This is a genomic window from Sulfurimonas indica (genome assembly GCF_009192995.1).
Classification (GTDB): Bacteria; Campylobacterota; Campylobacteria; order Campylobacterales; family Sulfurimonadaceae; genus Sulfurimonas; species Sulfurimonas indica.
On sequence record NZ_SDID01000005.1, the window covers coordinates 147,272 to 166,470 of the forward strand.

Here is a 19,199-nt window from a genome sequence, read left to right on the forward strand (position 1 = left end):
ATTACTTCTCCTCCTCTGTTGCAATCTTATGATGGTGGGCTCCATCCTCTTGACGGCGTAGTAGCTTTCTACTGAGATACGGTGTAAAGATATAAGCAACTATAAGTGATGCAAGTAGTGCAACTGGAACATTGAGTGGAATCGGCTTCATAAACTCACCCATCATTCCACCAACGAACATCATAGGTACCATTGTCAAGATAATTGCCAATGTTGCAATGTTTGTAGGACGTCCGATCTCATCTGTTGCTTTGATAAGCAGTGTATCCATATCTTTATGTTCACTGTCATGGTCATGAAGATGTCTGTGGATGTTCTCAATTACAATAATCGCGGCATCAACAAGCAGACCAAGTGAAAGCAGGAATGCAAATAGTGTGATACGGTTGATAGTCTGACCTGTCATATAAGCAACAAAAAGCGTGATTGCCAAAATTGCAGGTACTGTAAAAGTGACAATAAGAGACTCTTTCCAACCAAGGAAAAAGACCAGCATTACAGCAATGATAGCAATAGTGATGATAAGGTGATGAACAAGCTCATTTACGGCATCATCCGCTCTTACACCATAGTCACGTGTAATTTTATAGTTGATTCCTAGTTGATGGAGTCTCTCTTTGTACTTCTCTAACATCTCTTTGACATCATCTGCAACAAAAACAGCATTAGAGCCTGCAAGTTTTGAAACTGTCAGTGTGATTTGAGGGGTACTGAAGAGTTGGCTGTCATCTTTCATAATGAGTGAAGCACTCTGTTTGTTTTGAAAATCTATACCGTCTGTTATTGTTGCCACATCACGAAGGTATATAGGACTTCCCATGTACTGAGCAATAATGATATTCTCAACATCTTCAATACTCTCAACTGCATTTTTAACGCCAAAGACCACAAGTTTTCCATCTTCTGTTGGGGCATCCACATCAGGTGCAATCTTAGAGATTGCCCCAATACCTTGCATGATCTGTCCCAAAGAGATGTGATAACCTTTGAGTTTTGAAAGGTCAACATTGACATTGTACTGCTCTTTATGTGCCCCTTTAAGTGTTGTCTTTGAGACGTTATTTATCTGGCTGATCTCTTTTTTAAGGTTTTGAATCGTTTCTAGGTACTTACTGTATGGAAGTTTTGAGTTTTTGTCTTTCCAAAAGGCTACAGTCAGGATTGGGATATCGATGTCGATATCAAATGGTTTGACAAGCGGCTGCATGATGCTTTTTGGCATTTTGTCCATGTTTTGCATAACTTTATCATAGAGTTTGAGGTTTGATATCTCACGGTTCTGACCGATGTAGTACATAACATTAACAACAGCTACATTTTCCATACTCATAGAGTAGATATGCTCAACACCCTTAATCTCACGCAGCTTTTGCTCTAGTGGTTCAACGATGACTTTCTCTATCTGTTTAGGACTCATTCCAGGTGCAACAACGATAACGCTACCACCACTAATGGCAATTTGCGGGTCTTCCTCACGTGGCATAACTTCCAGTGAGATGTATCCCAGTACCAATAGAAAAACCGCAAGAAGAGCAGTCAAAGGATTGTATAAAAATCCTTTGGCAAGTTTTCCTGCATAATCGATGACCTTGATATGTGATAAATCTTTCTCTTTCATCTTAATCTACCTTTATGTCAACTGTTGCGTACATACCCGGATAAATTTTTTGGTTATTGTTTTTATTGAAACTGATTTTTATTTTAAAAGTATGTGTCATAGGGTTTGAGCTAGGAATAATAGCATTGACTTTCCCAATCGTTTTAAATCCGATAGATGGAATCGCAACTTTGACTCTTTTTCCGTAAGCGATAGCATTAAGATTAGTTTCACTGATCTCTGCCAGGATTTTAAGATTTGAGAGGTCTGAGAGGATGATAGCAGGCATACCAGGCATTGCCATCTCACCGACTTTTATATTCTTAGCAACAACAACACCGTCATTTGGTGCTTTGATAATGAGATATTTATACTGATTTTGTACCTCTTGGAGTCTTGCTTTTGCGATAGCAACCATATCTCTGAGGTTTTTCTCTGCGAGTTCGAGGTTTTCAACTTCATATTTTGAAACCATATCTTTTTCTAAGAGTCTTTTGTGACGTTCAAGGTTGATCTTTACATTTGTATATTGATTTTCATACATTTGTAGGCTGAGCTCTGCTTGACGTTTTGCTGAATCTATCTCACGTGAGTCAATAGTATAAAGAATCTGTCCCCGTTTTACCTTTTCACCCTCACTTACATTGACACTTGTCACAAAGCCCATAAAACGGCTTGTAATCATCTTTTGGTTGTCTGAGATTACACTTCCCGAGAGTGTAAGTACTTCTGCCATAAGTGAAGCACCAAGTGCTAGTATCAGTAGTATTTTTTTCATCTATTTATCTCCATTTGCTAATTTTTCTAAAGCGAATATTTTTTCTATACGTTTGTTTTTTGCAACTTGCAGTTGTAAAATCTTCTCTATCTGAGCAGATTGTTTGATGATAACATCGCTCATAGAGACAAGTTTTTCTTTGTATCTGCCTTCATAATTTTCATAGATTGCATTTGCAAGTTCTAACTCTTTTTTCAAAGAGGCGATTTGTGCATTTGAACTTTCAATTTCTGTACGTATTTTATCTAGTTTGAGAGCAATTCCATGTTTTGCAAGCTCTACTTGTGATTTCATTTTCAGTTGTTCGATTTTTGATTTTTCAACTTTTGCACTGTCTATACCACCATTAAAGAGATTCCATGTAAGTCTTGCACCTACTGTATATGCTTTATGGTCATTTGCATCGCCTAAAAATGTATCATCTGCTGTTGCTACTTCTCCAAAAGCACCAAGTGTTGGATAGTAAACTGCCTGACTTGCATCAAGCATACTTTTTCTTATCTCTAAACCTGTATTTGCTTTTTGTATATCGATATTTCTTTTTAGGATCTCTTCATTTGTAAAGTTTGGCATTGCAACTTCAGAAGCAGGTGGAATGATAGCATCAACCTTTTGATTGAGCAGAAAACTGATGTAGTGATAGAGCAGTTTTTTGTTTGCTTCCATCTGAATCAAAAGTCTCGCAACATTTCCCTTTTTTGCTTTGACTTCCAAGAGGTCTACATGCTTTGCATACCCTACATCTATCATTGTCTGTGTTGTTCTTTCCAAAGTGTTTATATTTTCTAAAATTTTATTTAAGTTTTTGATAGATGAGTTTAGTAGAGCCATATCATAGTAGCTTTTTCTAAGCTCATATGTTTTTTCTGTCAGAATTTTCTCTTTATCAAGTGTTTTGAGTCTTGTCATCTCATTCATGATCTTTGTGTAACTGCTGATAGCAAAACCTGTAAAGAGTGGTACTTCATACTTTAACTTACTTTGAAAGAAGTTTCTATCTTCCGGATAGTTTAAGTCATTTGGTTGAACTTTTAAGATATCTGTAGTACCTGGAGGTGGTGATAGAAAATCTGCAAAACCAAAATCTCCAAATGTCGCCTCACGTGAGGTGAGTTTAAATCCAAAGACATTCCCGGCATCATCTGAGCGTGCAACATCTTGCGTGAAAGTTAATTTACCCCAATTCATTCCCGATACACTGTCAGCTTCTGCTTGAGCACTTTTTATATCAAGCTTTGCAGCTTTAATCTCTAAGTTTTGAGATTTTAGAATATCAAGTGCTTGATTAAGTGAAAGTGCATCAGTCATCGTATCATTTGCATTGAGTAAAAGTGCAAATGAGAGAATACTTATGATTTTTTTCATCTTTTTTTTTGTCCTTTGAAATTGTTTCGAAATTTAAGTAGAGATTATAACATATATTTTATTTTCCTATATCACAAATGCATCACATTTAATTATTTGGAGTATAATCAGTAAATGAAGACAATATATGTAACGCTTTTTCTCATTTTTTTTCTGTTACCTACACAGCTTTTGACAAATGAGCTGGAAAAAGAAACATCACCTTACCTTTTGCAACATGCAGACAACCCTGTAGAGTGGATGCCATGGGGAAAAAAAGCATTTGAAAGAGCAAAAAAAGAGCAAAAACCAATTTTTCTCTCTATCGGTTATGCAACCTGTCATTGGTGTCATGTAATGGAAGAGGAGTCTTTTTCAAACAAAAAGATTGCGCAACTACTGAATAAATATTTTATATGTATAAAAATAGACAGAGAGGAGCTGCCACATGTGGATGTGCTTTATCAACAACTTTATAAAAAACATTATGGACGATTTGGAGGTTGGCCGCTCAATCTTTTTATGACAGCAGATAAAAAGGTTTTTTACATAACAAACTACATTCCACCCTTACATGAGAGTTATGCAGAGGGATTTGATACATTACTCCTCAAACTACATAATATTTATGAAAATAAAAAACTTTTAGAAAAAAATATGTATCTCTATAGGCATATACAAAAACGTTTCCCCAAAAGTACAAAAGAGAAGCAACTCTCTCTCAAAAGTTTAATAAGGTCAATAAAAAAAGAGTATGACAGTGAAGATGTCGGTTTTGGAAAAAGTAAGCGATTCCCTCAGGCCGCAAAAACTGCTTTAGTACTGCAACTTGCTGAACTTACTGATAATAAAGAGTTAAAGAAAAACTACTTTGAACTGCTTGATATCATGACCTTACGAGGATTGTATGACCATGTAGATGGCGGCTTTTTCCGTTACAGTGTCGATGAAGCGTGGGAGATACCCCATTTTGAAAAAATGCTTTATACACAGGCTGAGTTGATACCGCTTTATGTACGAGGCTATGTATTAGAAGCAAAACCACTCTATAAAGATGTCATAAAAGAGAGTATCGCTATGCTTGATAGATACTTTTTATATAAAGACTATTATTTTAGTGCTAGTGATGCAGATTCTAATACACAAGAGGGTGGCTTTTTTATTTTCACACAGGATGAGATTAAAAAAGCCTTGCGGCATAATCCTCACGCAAAAGCCATAGAAGAAGCGATGGAGTTTAGTTTTGAAGGGAACTTTCATGACAAAGTGCATATCAACTTTTATACAGATAAACGCCCAAAAGGATTTACAGTCTTTCAAAAAGAGTTGCAAAAGATAAGAGAGAAAAGAGCATATCCTTTTATAGATAAAAAGATAAATACAGCTTGGAATGCGATGATGATAGAAGCCCTCTACATAGCTTCAGTTGTAGATAAAAGCTATGCATTAAAAGCGAAAAACCATCTAGAGGCTTTAACAGAGCTAATGTTTGATAAAGGAGCTTTGTACCATCAAACTGTTCCCAAACGTAGACCAACACAAAAAGGGCTTTTGGAGGATTATGCTTTTTTTATCTCCGCTTTGATAGCTGCCTATGAAGTAGAGTATGATGAAAAAAGGTTGGATTTTGCAGCTTATCTTTTACAGCAGGCGAAAGAGAAGTTTTATAAAAATGGTATTTGGTACTTGAGTGATGATGATTTACATATAAAAGCTGATTTGAGTGATAAGTACTATACTTCCGCTCAGTCTAAGATGCTGCAAAATATTTTAAAGCTTGCTGCTTTAAAAGCCTCGTTTACTTATGAAAAATTTGCGCAGGAGAGTTTAAAAAATCTTCATAGCGAACTGCAAGAAAAACAGAGTACTGTACCTGCTTTGGCTTCAGCTTACCTAATGCAGAAGTATGGGATGGTTGTTCTAAAAAGTTCAAAGAAAAACCTTGTACAGCAACGCAAAAACATTGAAGAGATATGGTATCCCTACATTTTAAGAAAAGCAGAAAACTATAATGATTACCTTGCATGTACACTGCGTCGCTGCTTTGCAAAAGAGAGTACTATGAAAGCTATAAAAACAGTAATAAAAACTTTGAAAAGATAGGATGTCTAAGTATAAGAAAAATGTATAGCTGAATTTTAAGTTTATATCACTAAAATTTGATTTATATTTTAGCGTAAGGTAGGTGATTTTTTTATGGCAAATGTTTGTCCACTGAATTTTGTAAAAGTTGATTCAAATATTGCACGTTTCAGCTCTTTGTTTGTAGCGATGCTGGTGATGCTTTATCTCTATACAAACAATGTGTTTATACTCTATTTTTTAGCATTTGATTTTATTATGAAACTCTTTTTAAATCCCGGAGTCTCCCCCATTCATATGCTTGCTACATTTTTAAAAGATTTTTTTAAAATAGAGAGTAAGTTTACTGACGGTGGTGCAAAAAAACTTGCAGGTTTCTTTGGACTTTTTTTTGTCTTTTTATTAATTGTCTCACATTATATTGATATCTGGGATATTTCACTTGGTATTGCAGTAGTCTTTTTGAGCTGTTCTTTGCTTGATGTATTTTTTAATTTTTGTATTGGTTGTAAAATTTACTATATAATTAAAAAAGTATATCCAAACTTTATGAATAATTTGTAGAGTTTTTCATAGGAAATAGATGAGAAGCATAGGACTTTTAGGCGCTATTTCCATAGGGATTGGCGGTATGGTCGGTGGTGGTATTTTTGCCGTTTTAGGTGAAGCTGTATCACTCGCACACGGTGCAACCGCTGTTGCATTTGGAATTGCCGGTTTAGTCGCAATTTTGACAGCATACTCTTATGCAAAGTTCTCGGTTGTCTATCAAAGTGAAGGTGGAACAGTTACTTTCATCGATAAAGCATTTGGTGATAATATTCTCTCCGGAAGTGTCAACCTTATGCTTTGGCTGAGCTACCTCGTTACAATTTCACTTTATGCTACGGCTTTTGCATCGTATGGTGAGACGTTTTTTACATATAAAAGTATCTGGCTGTATCATGGACTTATCTCTGTATCTATTATTTTACCTGCTGTCATTAACCTTGTAAGTGCCTCTTTTGTCGGTAAAAGTGAGACCTTCATCGTTATTCTCAAAGTCTCTCTTTTGATATTAGTGATTGTGGCGGGTGCTTCTTATGTTGATACAGAGCGTATGTCTCCACAGAACTGGGGAACACCATTTTCCATCATCGTTGCGGGGATGATTATTTTTGTGGCATATGAAGGATTTGAACTTATAGCAAACTCTGCAGAAGATATTGAAAATCCTGATAAAAATCTTCCTCGTGCTTTTTATGCTTCTGTAATTATCGTAATTGCACTCTATATCTTAATATCGGTCATTACTGTTGGTAGTGTCTCTGAAGATGCTTTGATGCAAGCAAAAGATTATGCACTTGCCATTGCTGCAGAACCTGCATTGGGACATGTCGGTTTTGTACTTGTTGCTTCTGCCGCATTACTTTCAACATTTTCTGCAATTAATGCTACTATTTACGGTAATGCACGTTTAGGATATATCATTGCCAAAGATGGTAAACTGCCACGATCTTTAATGGATGAAGAGAAAAAGTCAGGTGTCCCTTTCAAAGGAGTGCTCTATACAACCGTACTAAGTTTGATACTTGCTAATACAATAGATTTGACAGAGATAGCGATTATCGGAAGTGCCGGCTTTTTATTGATATTTTTTATTGTAAACCTCAGTGCTTATAAGTTGCAAAAAGAGATTGATGCAAACAGAATTATCGTGAGTCTCTCTTCAATTTTTGCTTTTTTTGCATTAGGAACACTTCTGTATCACACATACAGCTCCAATCCTCGAGCAGTTGTGATTTTTATGTCCTTTATCATCGTCTCTGTACTTTTTGAGCTGATTTACGGGAGATATTTTCGTGGTCAGTTCTTTGATAGAAGATACAAAAACGTACAAAAAGAGAAACATTGACATCCTAAATCAGGATTTACTATAAACTTAATCAAAAATGGTTCAAAAAGAAAATATGCAATTATTTTTAGCAAGGTTTTCAAACCTCGCTAAAATGAACACTTTAGATTTTATACATAAGTAGAGAAATCATATGCTGCACTTGAAGTAGATTGTTCTGTATTTAATTGGTCGAGCATATCTAAAAGAGTCTGTGCATACTCATCACTACTCATAGATGTTGCATCAACCTCTTTCATTTGAGCGACCATTGATTGTTTGTCTGCTTGAGAGAGTGAACTCATCTGCTCTTTTAATGCACTTCTGTCTTCTGATGAGAGACTCTGCATGATATCTTTCATACCACCTTTGCCTTGTCCACCACCAGCACCGTACATATTTTGTATCTGCATCTGTTGCATTGAACCACTTGCATTTACATTCATAGTAAATCCTTTCGAGTTTATATATGTTAACAAGCAAAAAACATTCCTTATTAACACTATTCGTATTTTATAAAATGAATGTTAAGTAAACGTTAATGATAGCTTAATATTATTATGCTATATTTGTTGATAAATAATCACAAGGAGTGAGAGATGTCAAAAATAAAAACAATAACGATATCCGTAATATTGCTGGGTGTTATCATACAGCTTGTGCCTTATGGCAGAGACCATGTAAATCCACCGGTAGTACAGGAACCACAATGGGATACTCCAAAGACACGCGATCTTTTTATGCGTGCATGCGCTGATTGTCACTCCAATGAAACGAAATGGCCATGGTATAGTAATGTTGCTCCTGTCTCTTGGTTAGTACAGCATGATGTTGATGAAGGAAGAGAACATTTTAATATCTCTAATTGGCTCCATCAAAAGAAGAACAAAGGTGATGAAGCCGCTGAGGAGCTGCGTGAGGGAGAGATGCCTCCACTCGTTTATCTGCCTGTTCATCCAGAAGCAAGGTTAAGTGAAACAGAGAAAAAAGAGCTTATTAAAGGACTTGTCAATACTTTTGGTGAAGAGGATGACGAATAACTGAACTGTAAAGATTTTTTTCTTTCTAACGATGCCTTAATGCGCTTATGCAATAATACAGAATCAAAAGTAATTTTTATTAAGGTGTGAAATGAAAAAAATATTTTTAATTTCTGTATTGTTCTTTTCTCTTCTCAATGCAGAACTCTTAACGCTGCAGGAGAGTATAGATACTGTTTTAAAAAATTATCCTGATGTAAAATCTTTTGAGTTCAAAGTAAAACAGTCTGAGTCTTCTTATAAGTCAGCTTTTGCAGACTATCTTCCTCAAATTAATCTAAGTGCGCAGTATAATGCAGCACAGACCTTTGTTTTACCACAAAATGGCACTTTCCATACAGTAGATGATTCCGGATGGAATGCAGGAGTCAACCTAAAACAAAAAGTATGGGATTTTGAAAAGACATCATCTAAGGTGGCTGCTACAAAAGTTGATAAAGATATCTCCAAACTCTCATTAAAAGAGTTAAAAGCACTACTTGTTTTTAAGGTAAAAGGGCTTTATGAGTTGATGGTCGTCCAAAATGAAGCTATAAAGGTACGTAAAAAAGATTTAGAATCAAAAGCAGCATACTATGCACAGGCAGAAGCTTTAGTAGAACAGGGTTTGAAAACACAGGCAGATGCAAGCCGTTTCTTATCTGCTCTTTATCTAGCAAAAGATAATTTAGCAATTGCAGAAACTAGTTATGAAAAAGCAAAAACTACACTTGAACTTTATATGAATAAAAAGATAGCAGATGGTGTAGAGTTAGAAGAACAGGTACTGAAAAAAGAGTTGCATAAACTTCAAGGTATAGAAAAAGAGATATTAAACAATAACTATACACTCCAAATAGATGAAAAAAATATTGAAAAAAATATACTTTTACATAAATCGGCACAAGCATCACATTTTGGCTCTGTTGATATTGTTGCTTCTTATAATCACTTAGACACTTTAAATGTATATGATACAAAACTTGCAGGAATAACGTTAAATGTTCCACTTTACAGTGGTGGCAGAGTCTCTGCTGAAGCACAAAAAGCACAAATCAGTGCGGAGATAGCAAAAGAGCAGAGACGCTCACGTGAGCTTGCTTTAAAAGAAGAGATACAGAGCTTACTGCTCGACATTATACGATATGCCAAGACAATAGCAGCAAAAAAGGCACAGTTGAAATCAGCAAAAGATACAAAGAGTGTGTTGGATGCAAGATATAAAGAGGGGTTGGCAACATATATCGAAGTTCTTGATGCTACTTCTTTGGTATTAAATGCTGAACTTGGACTTTTAGAAGCATATTATTACAGAACACTCAGTATTGACAGAATTGATTATTTAAAAGGAAAATATAATGAATAGATGGATGAAATACGGCATTATATTCGTAGCACTTTTCATAGTAGGCAGTGTTTTTTATAACAAAGTCTATATTCCAAAAAGTACTTATGTAAAAGTAAGAGCGCAAAGAGGAGCTATGGATGTTTATGTTTTTGGCATAGGCAATGTTGGGGCTAAAAATATCTATGCTGTCAATGCTTTGAGTGCTGCGAAGATCTTAGAGATTAAAAAAGATGCAGGGGAGTGGGTAAAAAAAGGAGAACTACTGGTTGTTATGGACCCGGTTGATCTACCACAGCTTCTAGAAGAGGCAAAGATAGCGGTAAAAAAAGCCTCATTAGAGTTAATAGCTTTCAAAAAAGAGTTGCAGAGTCTCATCGCTCAAAAAAATCTTGTGCAACTGACATATGAGCGTTATGCAAAACTAAAAGAACAATCTTTTGCTTCGCAATCTGAGTATGATAAAGCAAAGGCTGATTTAGATGCTATTGATGCACAAATTGAAGCAACAAAGGCACGTATTGATTCTGCAAAAGCAGAAGTAAGACGAGCAAAAAAGAGTACTGAAGCGCTGGCAGTAAAGCTCTCACGCTATAAAATCACTGCACCTGTAGATGGTTACATTATTGCACGTGAGGCTGATGTTGCAGAGAGTGTCGTGCCAACGCAGGCTATTTTAAAAATAGTAGATCCTAAAACTGTTTGGATAAAAGCTTACATAGATGAGAAAATAAGTGGCAATATAAAAGTAGGACAAAAGGCCAAGATTACACTACGTTCTCGTTCAAATGAGAAGTTTTCAGGTTATGTTAGCCGCATTGTACCTCAGAGTGATGCCGTAACAGGTGAGCGTGAGGTGGATGTCATGTTTGAGAAATTGCCCATTCCTTTTTATATCAATGAACAGGCTGAAGTACTCATAGCAACAAAAAAATTAAAAAATGTTCTTAAAATTCCTCTAAATGTTCTTGTGCATAAAAAAAGTGTTACAGGAGTTTGGGTAGACAAAGATGGTAGAGCCAGTTTTAAAGAGTTGCAAATCTTAGCTGTTTCAGACAATGAAGTAGCGGTTGCAAATATAGATAATCAAGTTAAAATTATTCTTCCTGCTCAAAATAAAAAACCTCTTTTTGAGGGAGCAAGAGTACACTGATGATAAATCTTGCTCAAAAAGATATAGCCCATACATTTGGTAAGTTTATCGTTACTGCTATGGGTGTTGGTATGCTACTTGGCATTGTGCTTATCATGATAGGTGTTTATCGTGGGATGATAGTTGATGCGGAGGTGTTACTTGATGATTTGAATGTCGATCTGTGGGTAGTTCAAGAAAATACATTGGGACCTTTTGCTGAAGCATCACGAATTCATGAAGATTTGAAAAACACACTCCGGGTAATAGATGGAGTAGATAAGACTGCAGCATTGACTTTTCAAAATATTCAGTTACCGTCAAAATTTAAGCAGGTGCGTGTTGTTGCTGTTGGATTTGATCCTTTTGGTACTATTAACCCGATAAACCCTGAACGCATTGTTGCCGGAAGAGGTGTAATACGAAGTCATTACGAGATGGTTGTCAGTGATAAAGTTGGTTTTAAACTCAAAGATAAAATACCGTTAGGGCGCAATATCTATACTGTAGTTGGAGTCACTCACGGTACAGTTTCTTCAGGCGGTGACCCACTGGTATATATCAGCTTAAAAGATGCCCAGGAGTTGCAGTTTTTATACTCAAACTCACGTATTCGTAATGACAGAGCACGTGGTCTTAGCGGGGGTGATTCTCATATGGTAAATAGTATTGTTGTAACACTGCACAAAGGTTACTCTATTGATAAAGTTGCAGATGATATCAAACGGTGGAAGCATAAAAGTGTTTATACTCGAGAAGAACAAAAAACTATATTGACAAAAAACCTTATCGAGAGAGCTTCGAAACAGATAGGACTCTTTACTGCTATTTTGGTTGTTGTCTCTACCATTATCATAGCATTAATTATTTACACGATGACTTTGGAGAAGATGAAAGAGATATCGATCATGAAGCTAATCGGGATTCCAAACAGTATAATTATTAAAATGATTGTCCAAGAAACACTGCTACTTGGATTTTTGGCTTTTATATTTGGTAATATGTTTTCTCATCTTATCTATACGAAATTTCCAAAGAGAGTTGTTTTAGAGATTCCTGATGCCTGGATGCTTTTTCTGGTTGTTATCATCGCATCAATTTTATCCTCATTTATCGGTGTGAAAAAAGCAATTTCTGCTGATCCTGCTGCAGCGATAGGTGGTTAAGTATGAGTAGTAAACAAAGTATAAAAGTTGAAAATCTTGTAAAGCATTTTGGTAGTGGTGACAATCTTGTTCGTGTTATTGAAGGGGCAGATTTTCAAGTTGACAAAGGTGAACTCGTAGCTCTCATTGCACCGAGTGGAGCAGGAAAAACAACACTACTTATGATGATAGGCTGTGTGGAAGAACCAACAAGTGGAAGAATTTGGCTTGGTGATGATAAGGTTTATGATAATAAATGGCTTACACGTGAAACGAGAAAGATACGGCGTGAGAAGATAGGTTTTATCTTTCAGGCACACTATCTCATTCCCTTTTTAAATGTTATAGAGAATGTTACACTTGTCCCACAAACAAATGGAGTATCAAAAAAAGATTCGGAAGCAAAGGCAAAGGAACTTTTAGAATATTTTGATATAGGTAATAAAGCCAGAGCAATGCCATCGGAACTTTCAGGCGGACAAAATCAAAGGGTAGCCATTGCACGTGCTTTGGCAAACAGTCCTGAGATTATTTTAGCAGATGAGCCTACAGCCGCACTTGACCTGGCGCGTTCTGTTGATGTTGTTAAGATGTTAAAAAAGATAGCTATAGAGCAGGATGTGGCTGTAATTATGGTAACGCATGATGAAGCAATGCTGCCACTTTGTGATAGAATATTGAAGATAGAAAATAAAAAAGTGGTATCAAGTGATGTTCCAAAGGATATTCACATTTTATAAAAGGTGTAGCTGTGAAAAACATTGATTCGAATGTTATTGCGATTGGTTGGGTCAGTTTTTTTACAGATATGGCGTCAGCTATGGTGACGACATTGCTACCTATTTTTGTAGTTTATGTTTTGGATGAGGGTGTTGACAAGCTTGGTTATATTATCGCTATTGCAACATTTGTATCGTATGCACTCCGAATTCTGTTTGGATACTTGAGTGACAGGTATCAGATAGTCAAACCTTTTGTAGCAGGGGGCTATCTGATATCTGCACTCACAAAACCATTGCTTGCGTTTTCATACTCCTATACTTCTGTTGCATTGCTTCGTTCGTTAGAGAGGATGGGAAAAGCCATAAGAAGTGCTTCTAAAGATGCACTTATCAGTAGTTACAGTAAAAAAGAGAAAGAGGGGAAGAGTTTTGGTTTTCATAAGATGATGGATGTCTCAGGGGAGATGCTGGGCTCACTCATCATTGTGTTCGTATTTTTCTTCTCTTCTATACAGAATGAAACGCTTATCAGAGGTATATTTGCCTGGACATTTTTACCTGGAATGATGGGTGTTTTTATAGTACTGTTTTTTGTAAAAGATACACCGAAAAAAGAGAAAAAAAGTAATTTTGTAATTCAAAAAGAGGATTATAGGCTTTTTTGGGTTTTAGGAAGTTACTTTTTCTTTCTACTGTTTTTTATGAGTGACCAATATTTTTTACTGCGTGCAAAAGATGTTGGAATGACACTTTCACAGATTCCTCTCTTGGCTATTACTTCAACTTTGACACAAGTGGTTTTAAGTTACTACAGCGGAGTACTTATAGATAAAATGGGTGCTAAAATCATACTTTTGTTTGCGTATGTTTTTGGGATTTTCTCACTTCTATCGATGGAGTATGAGTTGGTATGGTTGTCATTTGCTTTCTTTGGAGCTTTTACTGTTGTATCTTTAAATGCTATGCGTGTATATATCTCTAAAAATGCGATCTCCCAAGGTTTTGTATATGGTGTTTTTTATGGGGGTATTGCAATCTTCAGTGCAGTTGGTGCTTTGTTGATAGGTCTTATCTGGTCACGGTACAGTTTTTATGTTGCGATAAACTTTTCGCTTTCTGGTGCAGTGTTTATCACGATTTTGCTTCTGGGAACTATTCTTTTTACTAAGAAAAACAAAGGTGTTGTTAAGTGATAATTTATAATAAAAGAGTACAATTTTTATGAGAAAGGATGAAAAGACATACTTATTGAAATAAACAAGAAGGATGAAAAAATGAGTCAGCAAGATACGGTTATCAAAGAGTTGCTAAGTAGAAAAGGTGAGATTCAAAAAGAGTTAGAGCTTCTTTTTAAAGTAAATATGAAAATTACAGACTGGGATGTTCCTGAGGCTGATGATAAAGAAGCGGCTAAGGTCTTAATTGATATGATGCAAGAAAAAATAGATGCAATCCGTGTAGATATTGAAGCTGGAAAATATAACAATTATTAAAAAGGAAAAAGAATGAGCGCACATAAACATAGAGAACATTTAGAAAAAATCAAAGATGCTGTTACAAAGGCAAAAGAGTTAAGTGACAATGAAAAAAGTGACAGTGTCAAACGTATTGAAGAGTGGTATGAAGAAGATAAGGCTTTTGGTCTTTTAAAAGAAGAGTTGTTAGAAGTGAGTGAATATTTTGAGACACTCTTTGCCGAACTGGGTTTAAGTAAATAAGGCAGTTGGATACTATATGAACAGAGGGTTTCGAGTTTTTTTAGTCGGTTTTATCTTACTGGCAATTATATTTAGCTTTTCCTATATCTATACTACACAGCGTGTAGATGACTTAAAGGCTAAAAAATATCTCGAAATTTCAAAAGAGATGCGTAATGATCTTGAATTGTTGATACGTGAGAAGTCTGAAGCTGTACTGCTTGTCTGTTTGACACTCTCTGAAGATAAAATAGTCAAGAAGATAATAAGAACAAAACAATATAGTAAATTGGCACTCAACAATCTTTCATCGCTACTCCAAAAATATACATCTTTAGATAATGTCTGGTTTCAAATCATTGATGATAACGGTGTAAGTGTTTATAGGAGTTGGACATCGCAAAAAGGTGATAATGTAGCGAGTATTCGCTTGGATGTTGCAAAAATGATACGTCTCCCAAAGGTTATGTCGAAAATTAGTGTAGGAAAATTTGATTTAACTTTTAAATCAATGGTTCCTATTTATGATAAATATAACAGGTTTATAGGTATTATAGAGACTTTAGCAAAGTTTAACTCACTTGTTACCAAACTAGAAAGTAAGGGTTATGAGACTCTCATAGTTGTTGATAAACAGTACAAAAAACAACTTACACATTCAATTTCAGGTATCTTTATTAATGATTATTATATTGCTAATCCACACAGTAATGAGCATATTTTTAATATCTTAAAAAAACGAAATATCAATTATTTTACAGACATTGATGACTATAAAATTGATGAACAAAATGGTTACCTTTTTACTGTTTTTAAAGTAGATGGCATTAATAATCGTCCGATGGCCTATTTCATCATATCAAAACCACTGAGTGAAATAGATATAAGTGAGATATATCAGACAAGAGATAATATTATTAAAACACTTGTATTGATCTTTTTCTTTTTACTGCTCTTTTTATATATTATCTATAATGTTAATTATAAGCGATTTATACAGCAGCAAAATGAGATACTTGAGTATGCTGTAGAAGAAAAGACAGAAGAGCTACAAAAACAGAGCAAGAAAATGAAATATCTTGCTCACCATGATGCTTTGACAGCACTACCAAATAAAAACCTTTTCCTTGATAGATTGAAGCAAGGTATTAAACATGCTAAAAGAGAACATCAATCTTTGGCTGTACTCTTTTTGGATTTAGACAGATTTAAAGAGGTCAATGATACCTATGGGCATGATGTCGGAGATGAACTACTTAAAAGTATTGCAATTAGATTGCTTGCATGTGTGAGAGAAGATGATACCGTAGCTCGAATAGGTGGAGATGAATTTACTGTTTTACTGCCAAATACCAACCAGGTAAGTGTTATAAAAGTTATTGAAAAGATTTTTGATGTTATGCGAAAACCATTTTTACTCTTAGGTGTAGAGATACATACAACTTTCAGTGTGGGTGTCAGTGTGTATAAGCAAGATGGGGAGAATCCTGATATCCTTCTGAGAAATGCAGATACAGCTATGTATAAAGCAAAAGATAGCGGGAAAAATACCTATCAGTTTTATAATGAGAAAATGACGGAATTAGTCAGAAAACGACTAGAATTAGATGCCGATATCAGAAATGGTTTGCGTAAGGGTGAGTTTGAAGCTTACTATCAACCAAAAATAGATGCAACAACACTGCGTATTGTAGGACTTGAAGCACTTATTCGATGGAAGCATCCGACAAAAGGTCTACTTTATCCTATAGAGTTTATTCCTTTTGCTGAAGAGATAGGATTAATTGTAGAGATTGACAGATATATGCTGGAACACTGTGTAAAACAACTTGTAGAGTGGAGAGCCGTTGGATATAATACTGGAAAACTCTCCATCAACATCTCTACGAAAAAACTTGAAAGTGAAGATTTTAGAAGTGAGCTTTACCAACTCGTTGAGAAGAGTCGTGTAGATACGAAATTTTTAGAACTGGAGATTTTAGAGTCTCAGATTATGAAAGATCCGGAACGTTCTATTGACATTTTACGCTCTATTAGAAGTCTTGGTATCTCTATTGCCATTGATGATTTTGGTACAGGTTACTCATCATTGTCTTACTTGAAAAAACTTCCAGTTTCTCAACTAAAAATTGATAGAAGTTTTGTTATGGAGATACCTGAGGATGAAGATGATGCTGCTATTGTAAAAACAATTATTGATTTGGCAAGAAACTTAGAGCTTGAGACAATTGCTGAAGGTGTGGAGACAGAAGGACAGGTTGAGTTTTTAGTACAAGCAGGATGTCATAATATCCAAGGTTTCTACTATTCAAAAGCACTTTCAAAAGTAGATTGTGAAGCATTTATGAAAAAATACTCGTAAAGGATGTCGTATAGATATGCAGATGGTTGTTGATTCCCTAAGACAAAAGGGTAAAATTTTTAAAAAGATGCAAGAGATCCCACCGAAGGATTTAGGTATTAGAAACAGAATCAAAATCTATAAAGCAACTGATGTTAATGGTTATTTTTGGACTATTTTTGCAGTAAGTCAAAAGAGTAGAATTTTGATGAAAGATGTGCATAAATTTGAAGAGATTTATGCAAAGCTGACACTTTTTTGTGAACATAACTTTAAGTATAAGATTCTTTTCATCGATGCACCGCTTTGTTCTAAAGCTGCAAAAGCCTTTAAAGAAGCAGGCTGGAAAATCCAGTAATGTTACTGTGTGACATTGGAAATACCTCATATCATTTTTTAAAGGGTGATAAAGAGTTTAAAAAGGATGTAGATACATTTGATCCTTCAACTATAAAAGAGAGAACTTATTATATCTCTGTAAATAAAGCTGTCTCTCAAAAACTACATCTTTTAGAGAATTGGATAGACCTCTCCTCTTTCATTGATTGGGAGAAATATTATGAGACAATGGGTGTTGACAGAATTTTTGCCATAGAAGCAGTTGAGAATGGTATAATCATTGATGCCGGCTCTGCGATAACCGTTGATGTGGTTCATAATGGAGCATTTGAAGGAGGATTTATCTATCCTGGACTAAAAGCCATAGAACTCGCATATAAAAATATTTCTCCTGTTTTGGAAACTACAATAAATTTTGAATTGGATATGAGCTGTTTGCCAAAGAATACCCATAATGCAATCAGTTATGCCTATTTAAAACCTTTACGGGATGAAGTGCTCTCACATAATTTACCTATTATATTGACCGGTGGTGATGCAAGTCAACTGAAAAAGATATTTCCAGAAGCAAAAGTAGAAACAAAATTGATTTTCACATCTATGCAGAAAATCATTGCCTCTGGTAGTGTAAAAATAACTGTGTAAATTCTAAAAATGAGAATATTTGGTATAGTACCAAATATAAATTTATTAAGGATTTACATAATGAGTTTATTAAATAAAGAAGAGTTAAGAAGACAGATAAGAGAAGGTAAGGAGATAAGCCTTGATGGAATTTTAGATGAATTCAAAGGCTTACTCAAAGAGGCACTGCAAACAGCCAGTGAAGAGGAGTTGACTGCACATTTAGGATATAACAAATATCAACCATCAGATAACCCGAATTATTGCAACGGGCATAGTAAAAAAACCTTAAAATCAAAATATGGTGAGATTAATGTAGCGATACCTAGAGACAGAGATGGTTCATTTGAACCACAACTGGTAAAAAAGAGAGAAAGACTTCTTGATGGTAGTGAAGATTTAATCTTGTCACTCTATACCAAAGGTATGAGTGTCAGAGATATACAGCATCACCTTGATGATTTATATGGCTATGAACTTTCAGAACAGACAATATCCAATATCACAAGCGCAATTATTGAAAAAGCAAAAGAGTGGCAGAATCGTCCACTTGAAGCGATCTATCCAATTATCTTTATGGACGCAACCGTTTTAAAAATAAGAGTAGATAGAGTTGTTAAAAATATTGCAGCATACATAATGCTTGGCATCACCCTTGATGGTAAAAAAGAGATTATTGGTATTTGGATAGGAGAAAATGAGACAAGCAAATATTGGCTCACACTTCTTAATGAACTCAAAAACCGAGGTGTTGAGGATGTGCTTATATTTGCTATAGATGGTCTTAATGGATTTAATCAAGCAATACAAGCAGTTTACCCAAAAGCTGAAATTCAAAGATGCATAGTGCATCAAATACGAAGCTCTTTGAGATATGTGTCTTGGAAAGATAGAAAAGCAGTTGCAAATGACTTAAAAGCAATATACACTGCACCTACTGAAGAAGATGGACAGCTTGCCCTTACAGAATTTAATGATATTTGGGGTAAAAAATATCCACATATTACTCTGTCTTGGCAATCTAACTGGAATGAACTTGCAACTTTTTATAAATATCCAGAAGCTATAAAAAAGCTGATTTATACGACTAATCCGATTGAATCACTTAATTCCAATATCAAACTGTAGGCACGCATCCCATTTGGCCACCCCGCGCATTTT

Annotated in this window: 19 protein-coding genes; 15 read left to right on the top strand and 4 right to left on the bottom strand. The window is 35.3% G+C overall.

Features of this window, described 5'->3' with window-relative positions:
* Position 1 precedes the first annotated feature (1 nt).
* Genes ES948_RS11140 through ES948_RS03660 form a run of 3 tightly spaced genes read right to left on the bottom strand, consistent with a single transcriptional unit; the run spans position 2 to position 3,740 of the window.
* On the bottom strand, positions 2 to 1,618 hold the full coding sequence (locus tag ES948_RS11140) for an efflux RND transporter permease subunit (RefSeq protein ID WP_152183578.1): 1,617 nt from the start codon (positions 1,616 to 1,618) through the stop codon (positions 2 to 4).
* Position 1,619: 1 nt separating this feature from the next.
* Positions 1,620 to 2,375 carry an efflux RND transporter periplasmic adaptor subunit gene (locus tag ES948_RS03655; protein WP_152183579.1) on the bottom strand — a complete coding sequence of 252 codons (756 nt, stop codon included), beginning with the start codon at positions 2,373 to 2,375 and terminating at the stop codon, positions 1,620 to 1,622.
* The gene (locus ES948_RS03660; protein ID WP_152183580.1) at positions 2,376 to 3,740 is read right to left on the bottom strand and encodes a TolC family protein; all 1,365 of its coding nucleotides are present in this window, start codon (positions 3,738 to 3,740) and stop codon (positions 2,376 to 2,378) included.
* A gap of 114 nt (positions 3,741 to 3,854) precedes the next feature.
* Here ES948_RS03660 and ES948_RS03665 point away from each other — a divergent pair, with 114 nt between their 5' ends.
* The 3 genes from ES948_RS03665 to ES948_RS03675 all read left to right on the top strand — a co-directional run bounded on the left by ES948_RS03665 (position 3,855) and on the right by ES948_RS03675 (position 7,695).
* On the top strand, positions 3,855 to 5,822 hold the full coding sequence (locus ES948_RS03665) for a thioredoxin domain-containing protein (protein WP_152183581.1): 1,968 nt from the start codon (positions 3,855 to 3,857) through the stop codon (positions 5,820 to 5,822).
* A gap of 93 nt (positions 5,823 to 5,915) precedes the next feature.
* Complete coding sequence (locus ES948_RS03670) at positions 5,916 to 6,365, top strand: DUF4395 domain-containing protein (protein WP_152183582.1); 450 nt, start codon at positions 5,916 to 5,918, stop codon at positions 6,363 to 6,365.
* 19 nt (positions 6,366 to 6,384) lie between these two features.
* The gene (locus ES948_RS03675) at positions 6,385 to 7,695 is read left to right on the top strand and encodes an APC family permease (RefSeq protein ID WP_152183583.1); all 1,311 of its coding nucleotides are present in this window, start codon (positions 6,385 to 6,387) and stop codon (positions 7,693 to 7,695) included.
* A 110-nt stretch (positions 7,696 to 7,805) separates the two neighbouring features.
* Here ES948_RS03675 and ES948_RS03680 read toward each other — a convergent pair whose 3' ends face one another.
* Positions 7,806 to 8,120 carry a hypothetical protein gene (locus ES948_RS03680; protein WP_152183584.1) on the bottom strand — a complete coding sequence of 105 codons (315 nt, stop codon included), beginning with the start codon at positions 8,118 to 8,120 and terminating at the stop codon, positions 7,806 to 7,808.
* Between the two features lie 153 nt (positions 8,121 to 8,273).
* Here ES948_RS03680 and ES948_RS03685 point away from each other — a divergent pair, with 153 nt between their 5' ends.
* The 12 genes from ES948_RS03685 (at position 8,274) to ES948_RS03740 (ending at position 19,166) form a co-directional block, all read left to right on the top strand.
* Positions 8,274 to 8,714: a heme-binding domain-containing protein gene (locus ES948_RS03685; RefSeq protein ID WP_152183585.1), complete on the top strand. Its 441-nt coding sequence runs from the start codon at positions 8,274 to 8,276 to the stop codon at positions 8,712 to 8,714.
* A 91-nt stretch (positions 8,715 to 8,805) separates the two neighbouring features.
* Positions 8,806 to 10,059 carry a TolC family protein gene (locus ES948_RS03690; protein ID WP_152183586.1) on the top strand — a complete coding sequence of 418 codons (1,254 nt, stop codon included), beginning with the start codon at positions 8,806 to 8,808 and terminating at the stop codon, positions 10,057 to 10,059.
* Positions 10,052 to 11,191, top strand: coding sequence for an efflux RND transporter periplasmic adaptor subunit (locus ES948_RS03695; protein WP_152183587.1), 1,140 nt, complete (start codon positions 10,052 to 10,054; stop codon positions 11,189 to 11,191). The genes ES948_RS03690 and ES948_RS03695 overlap by 8 nt, the downstream gene beginning before the upstream one ends.
* Positions 11,191 to 12,336, top strand: coding sequence for an ABC transporter permease (locus tag ES948_RS03700; protein ID WP_152183588.1), 1,146 nt, complete (start codon positions 11,191 to 11,193; stop codon positions 12,334 to 12,336). Before ES948_RS03695 ends, ES948_RS03700 begins: the two co-directional genes overlap by 1 nt.
* 2 nt (positions 12,337 to 12,338) lie before the next feature.
* A complete protein-coding gene (locus tag ES948_RS03705) occupies positions 12,339 to 13,055 on the top strand; it encodes an ABC transporter ATP-binding protein (RefSeq protein ID WP_152183589.1) in 717 nt (238 codons plus the stop codon).
* Between the two features lie 11 nt (positions 13,056 to 13,066).
* Positions 13,067 to 14,230 carry an MFS transporter gene (locus tag ES948_RS03710; protein WP_152183590.1) on the top strand — a complete coding sequence of 388 codons (1,164 nt, stop codon included), beginning with the start codon at positions 13,067 to 13,069 and terminating at the stop codon, positions 14,228 to 14,230.
* A gap of 81 nt (positions 14,231 to 14,311) precedes the next feature.
* Complete coding sequence (locus ES948_RS03715; protein WP_152183591.1) at positions 14,312 to 14,530, top strand: hypothetical protein; 219 nt, start codon at positions 14,312 to 14,314, stop codon at positions 14,528 to 14,530.
* A 12-nt stretch (positions 14,531 to 14,542) separates the two neighbouring features.
* Positions 14,543 to 14,755 (top strand): hypothetical protein, encoded by a 213-nt coding sequence (locus tag ES948_RS03720; protein WP_152183592.1) that lies wholly within the window; start codon positions 14,543 to 14,545, stop codon positions 14,753 to 14,755.
* Between the two features lie 16 nt (positions 14,756 to 14,771).
* Positions 14,772 to 17,096, top strand: a complete 2,325-nt coding sequence (locus ES948_RS03725) for a putative bifunctional diguanylate cyclase/phosphodiesterase (RefSeq protein WP_152183593.1) — start codon at positions 14,772 to 14,774, stop codon at positions 17,094 to 17,096.
* A 16-nt stretch (positions 17,097 to 17,112) separates the two neighbouring features.
* Complete coding sequence (locus ES948_RS03730; RefSeq protein WP_152183594.1) at positions 17,113 to 17,433, top strand: hypothetical protein; 321 nt, start codon at positions 17,113 to 17,115, stop codon at positions 17,431 to 17,433.
* A complete protein-coding gene (locus ES948_RS03735) occupies positions 17,433 to 18,059 on the top strand; it encodes a type III pantothenate kinase (RefSeq protein WP_152183595.1) in 627 nt (208 codons plus the stop codon). The genes ES948_RS03730 and ES948_RS03735 overlap by 1 nt, the downstream gene beginning before the upstream one ends.
* 60 nt (positions 18,060 to 18,119) lie before the next feature.
* Positions 18,120 to 19,166, top strand: coding sequence for an IS256 family transposase (locus ES948_RS03740; protein ID WP_188109441.1), 1,047 nt, complete (start codon positions 18,120 to 18,122; stop codon positions 19,164 to 19,166).
* Positions 19,167 to 19,199 lie beyond the last annotated feature (33 nt).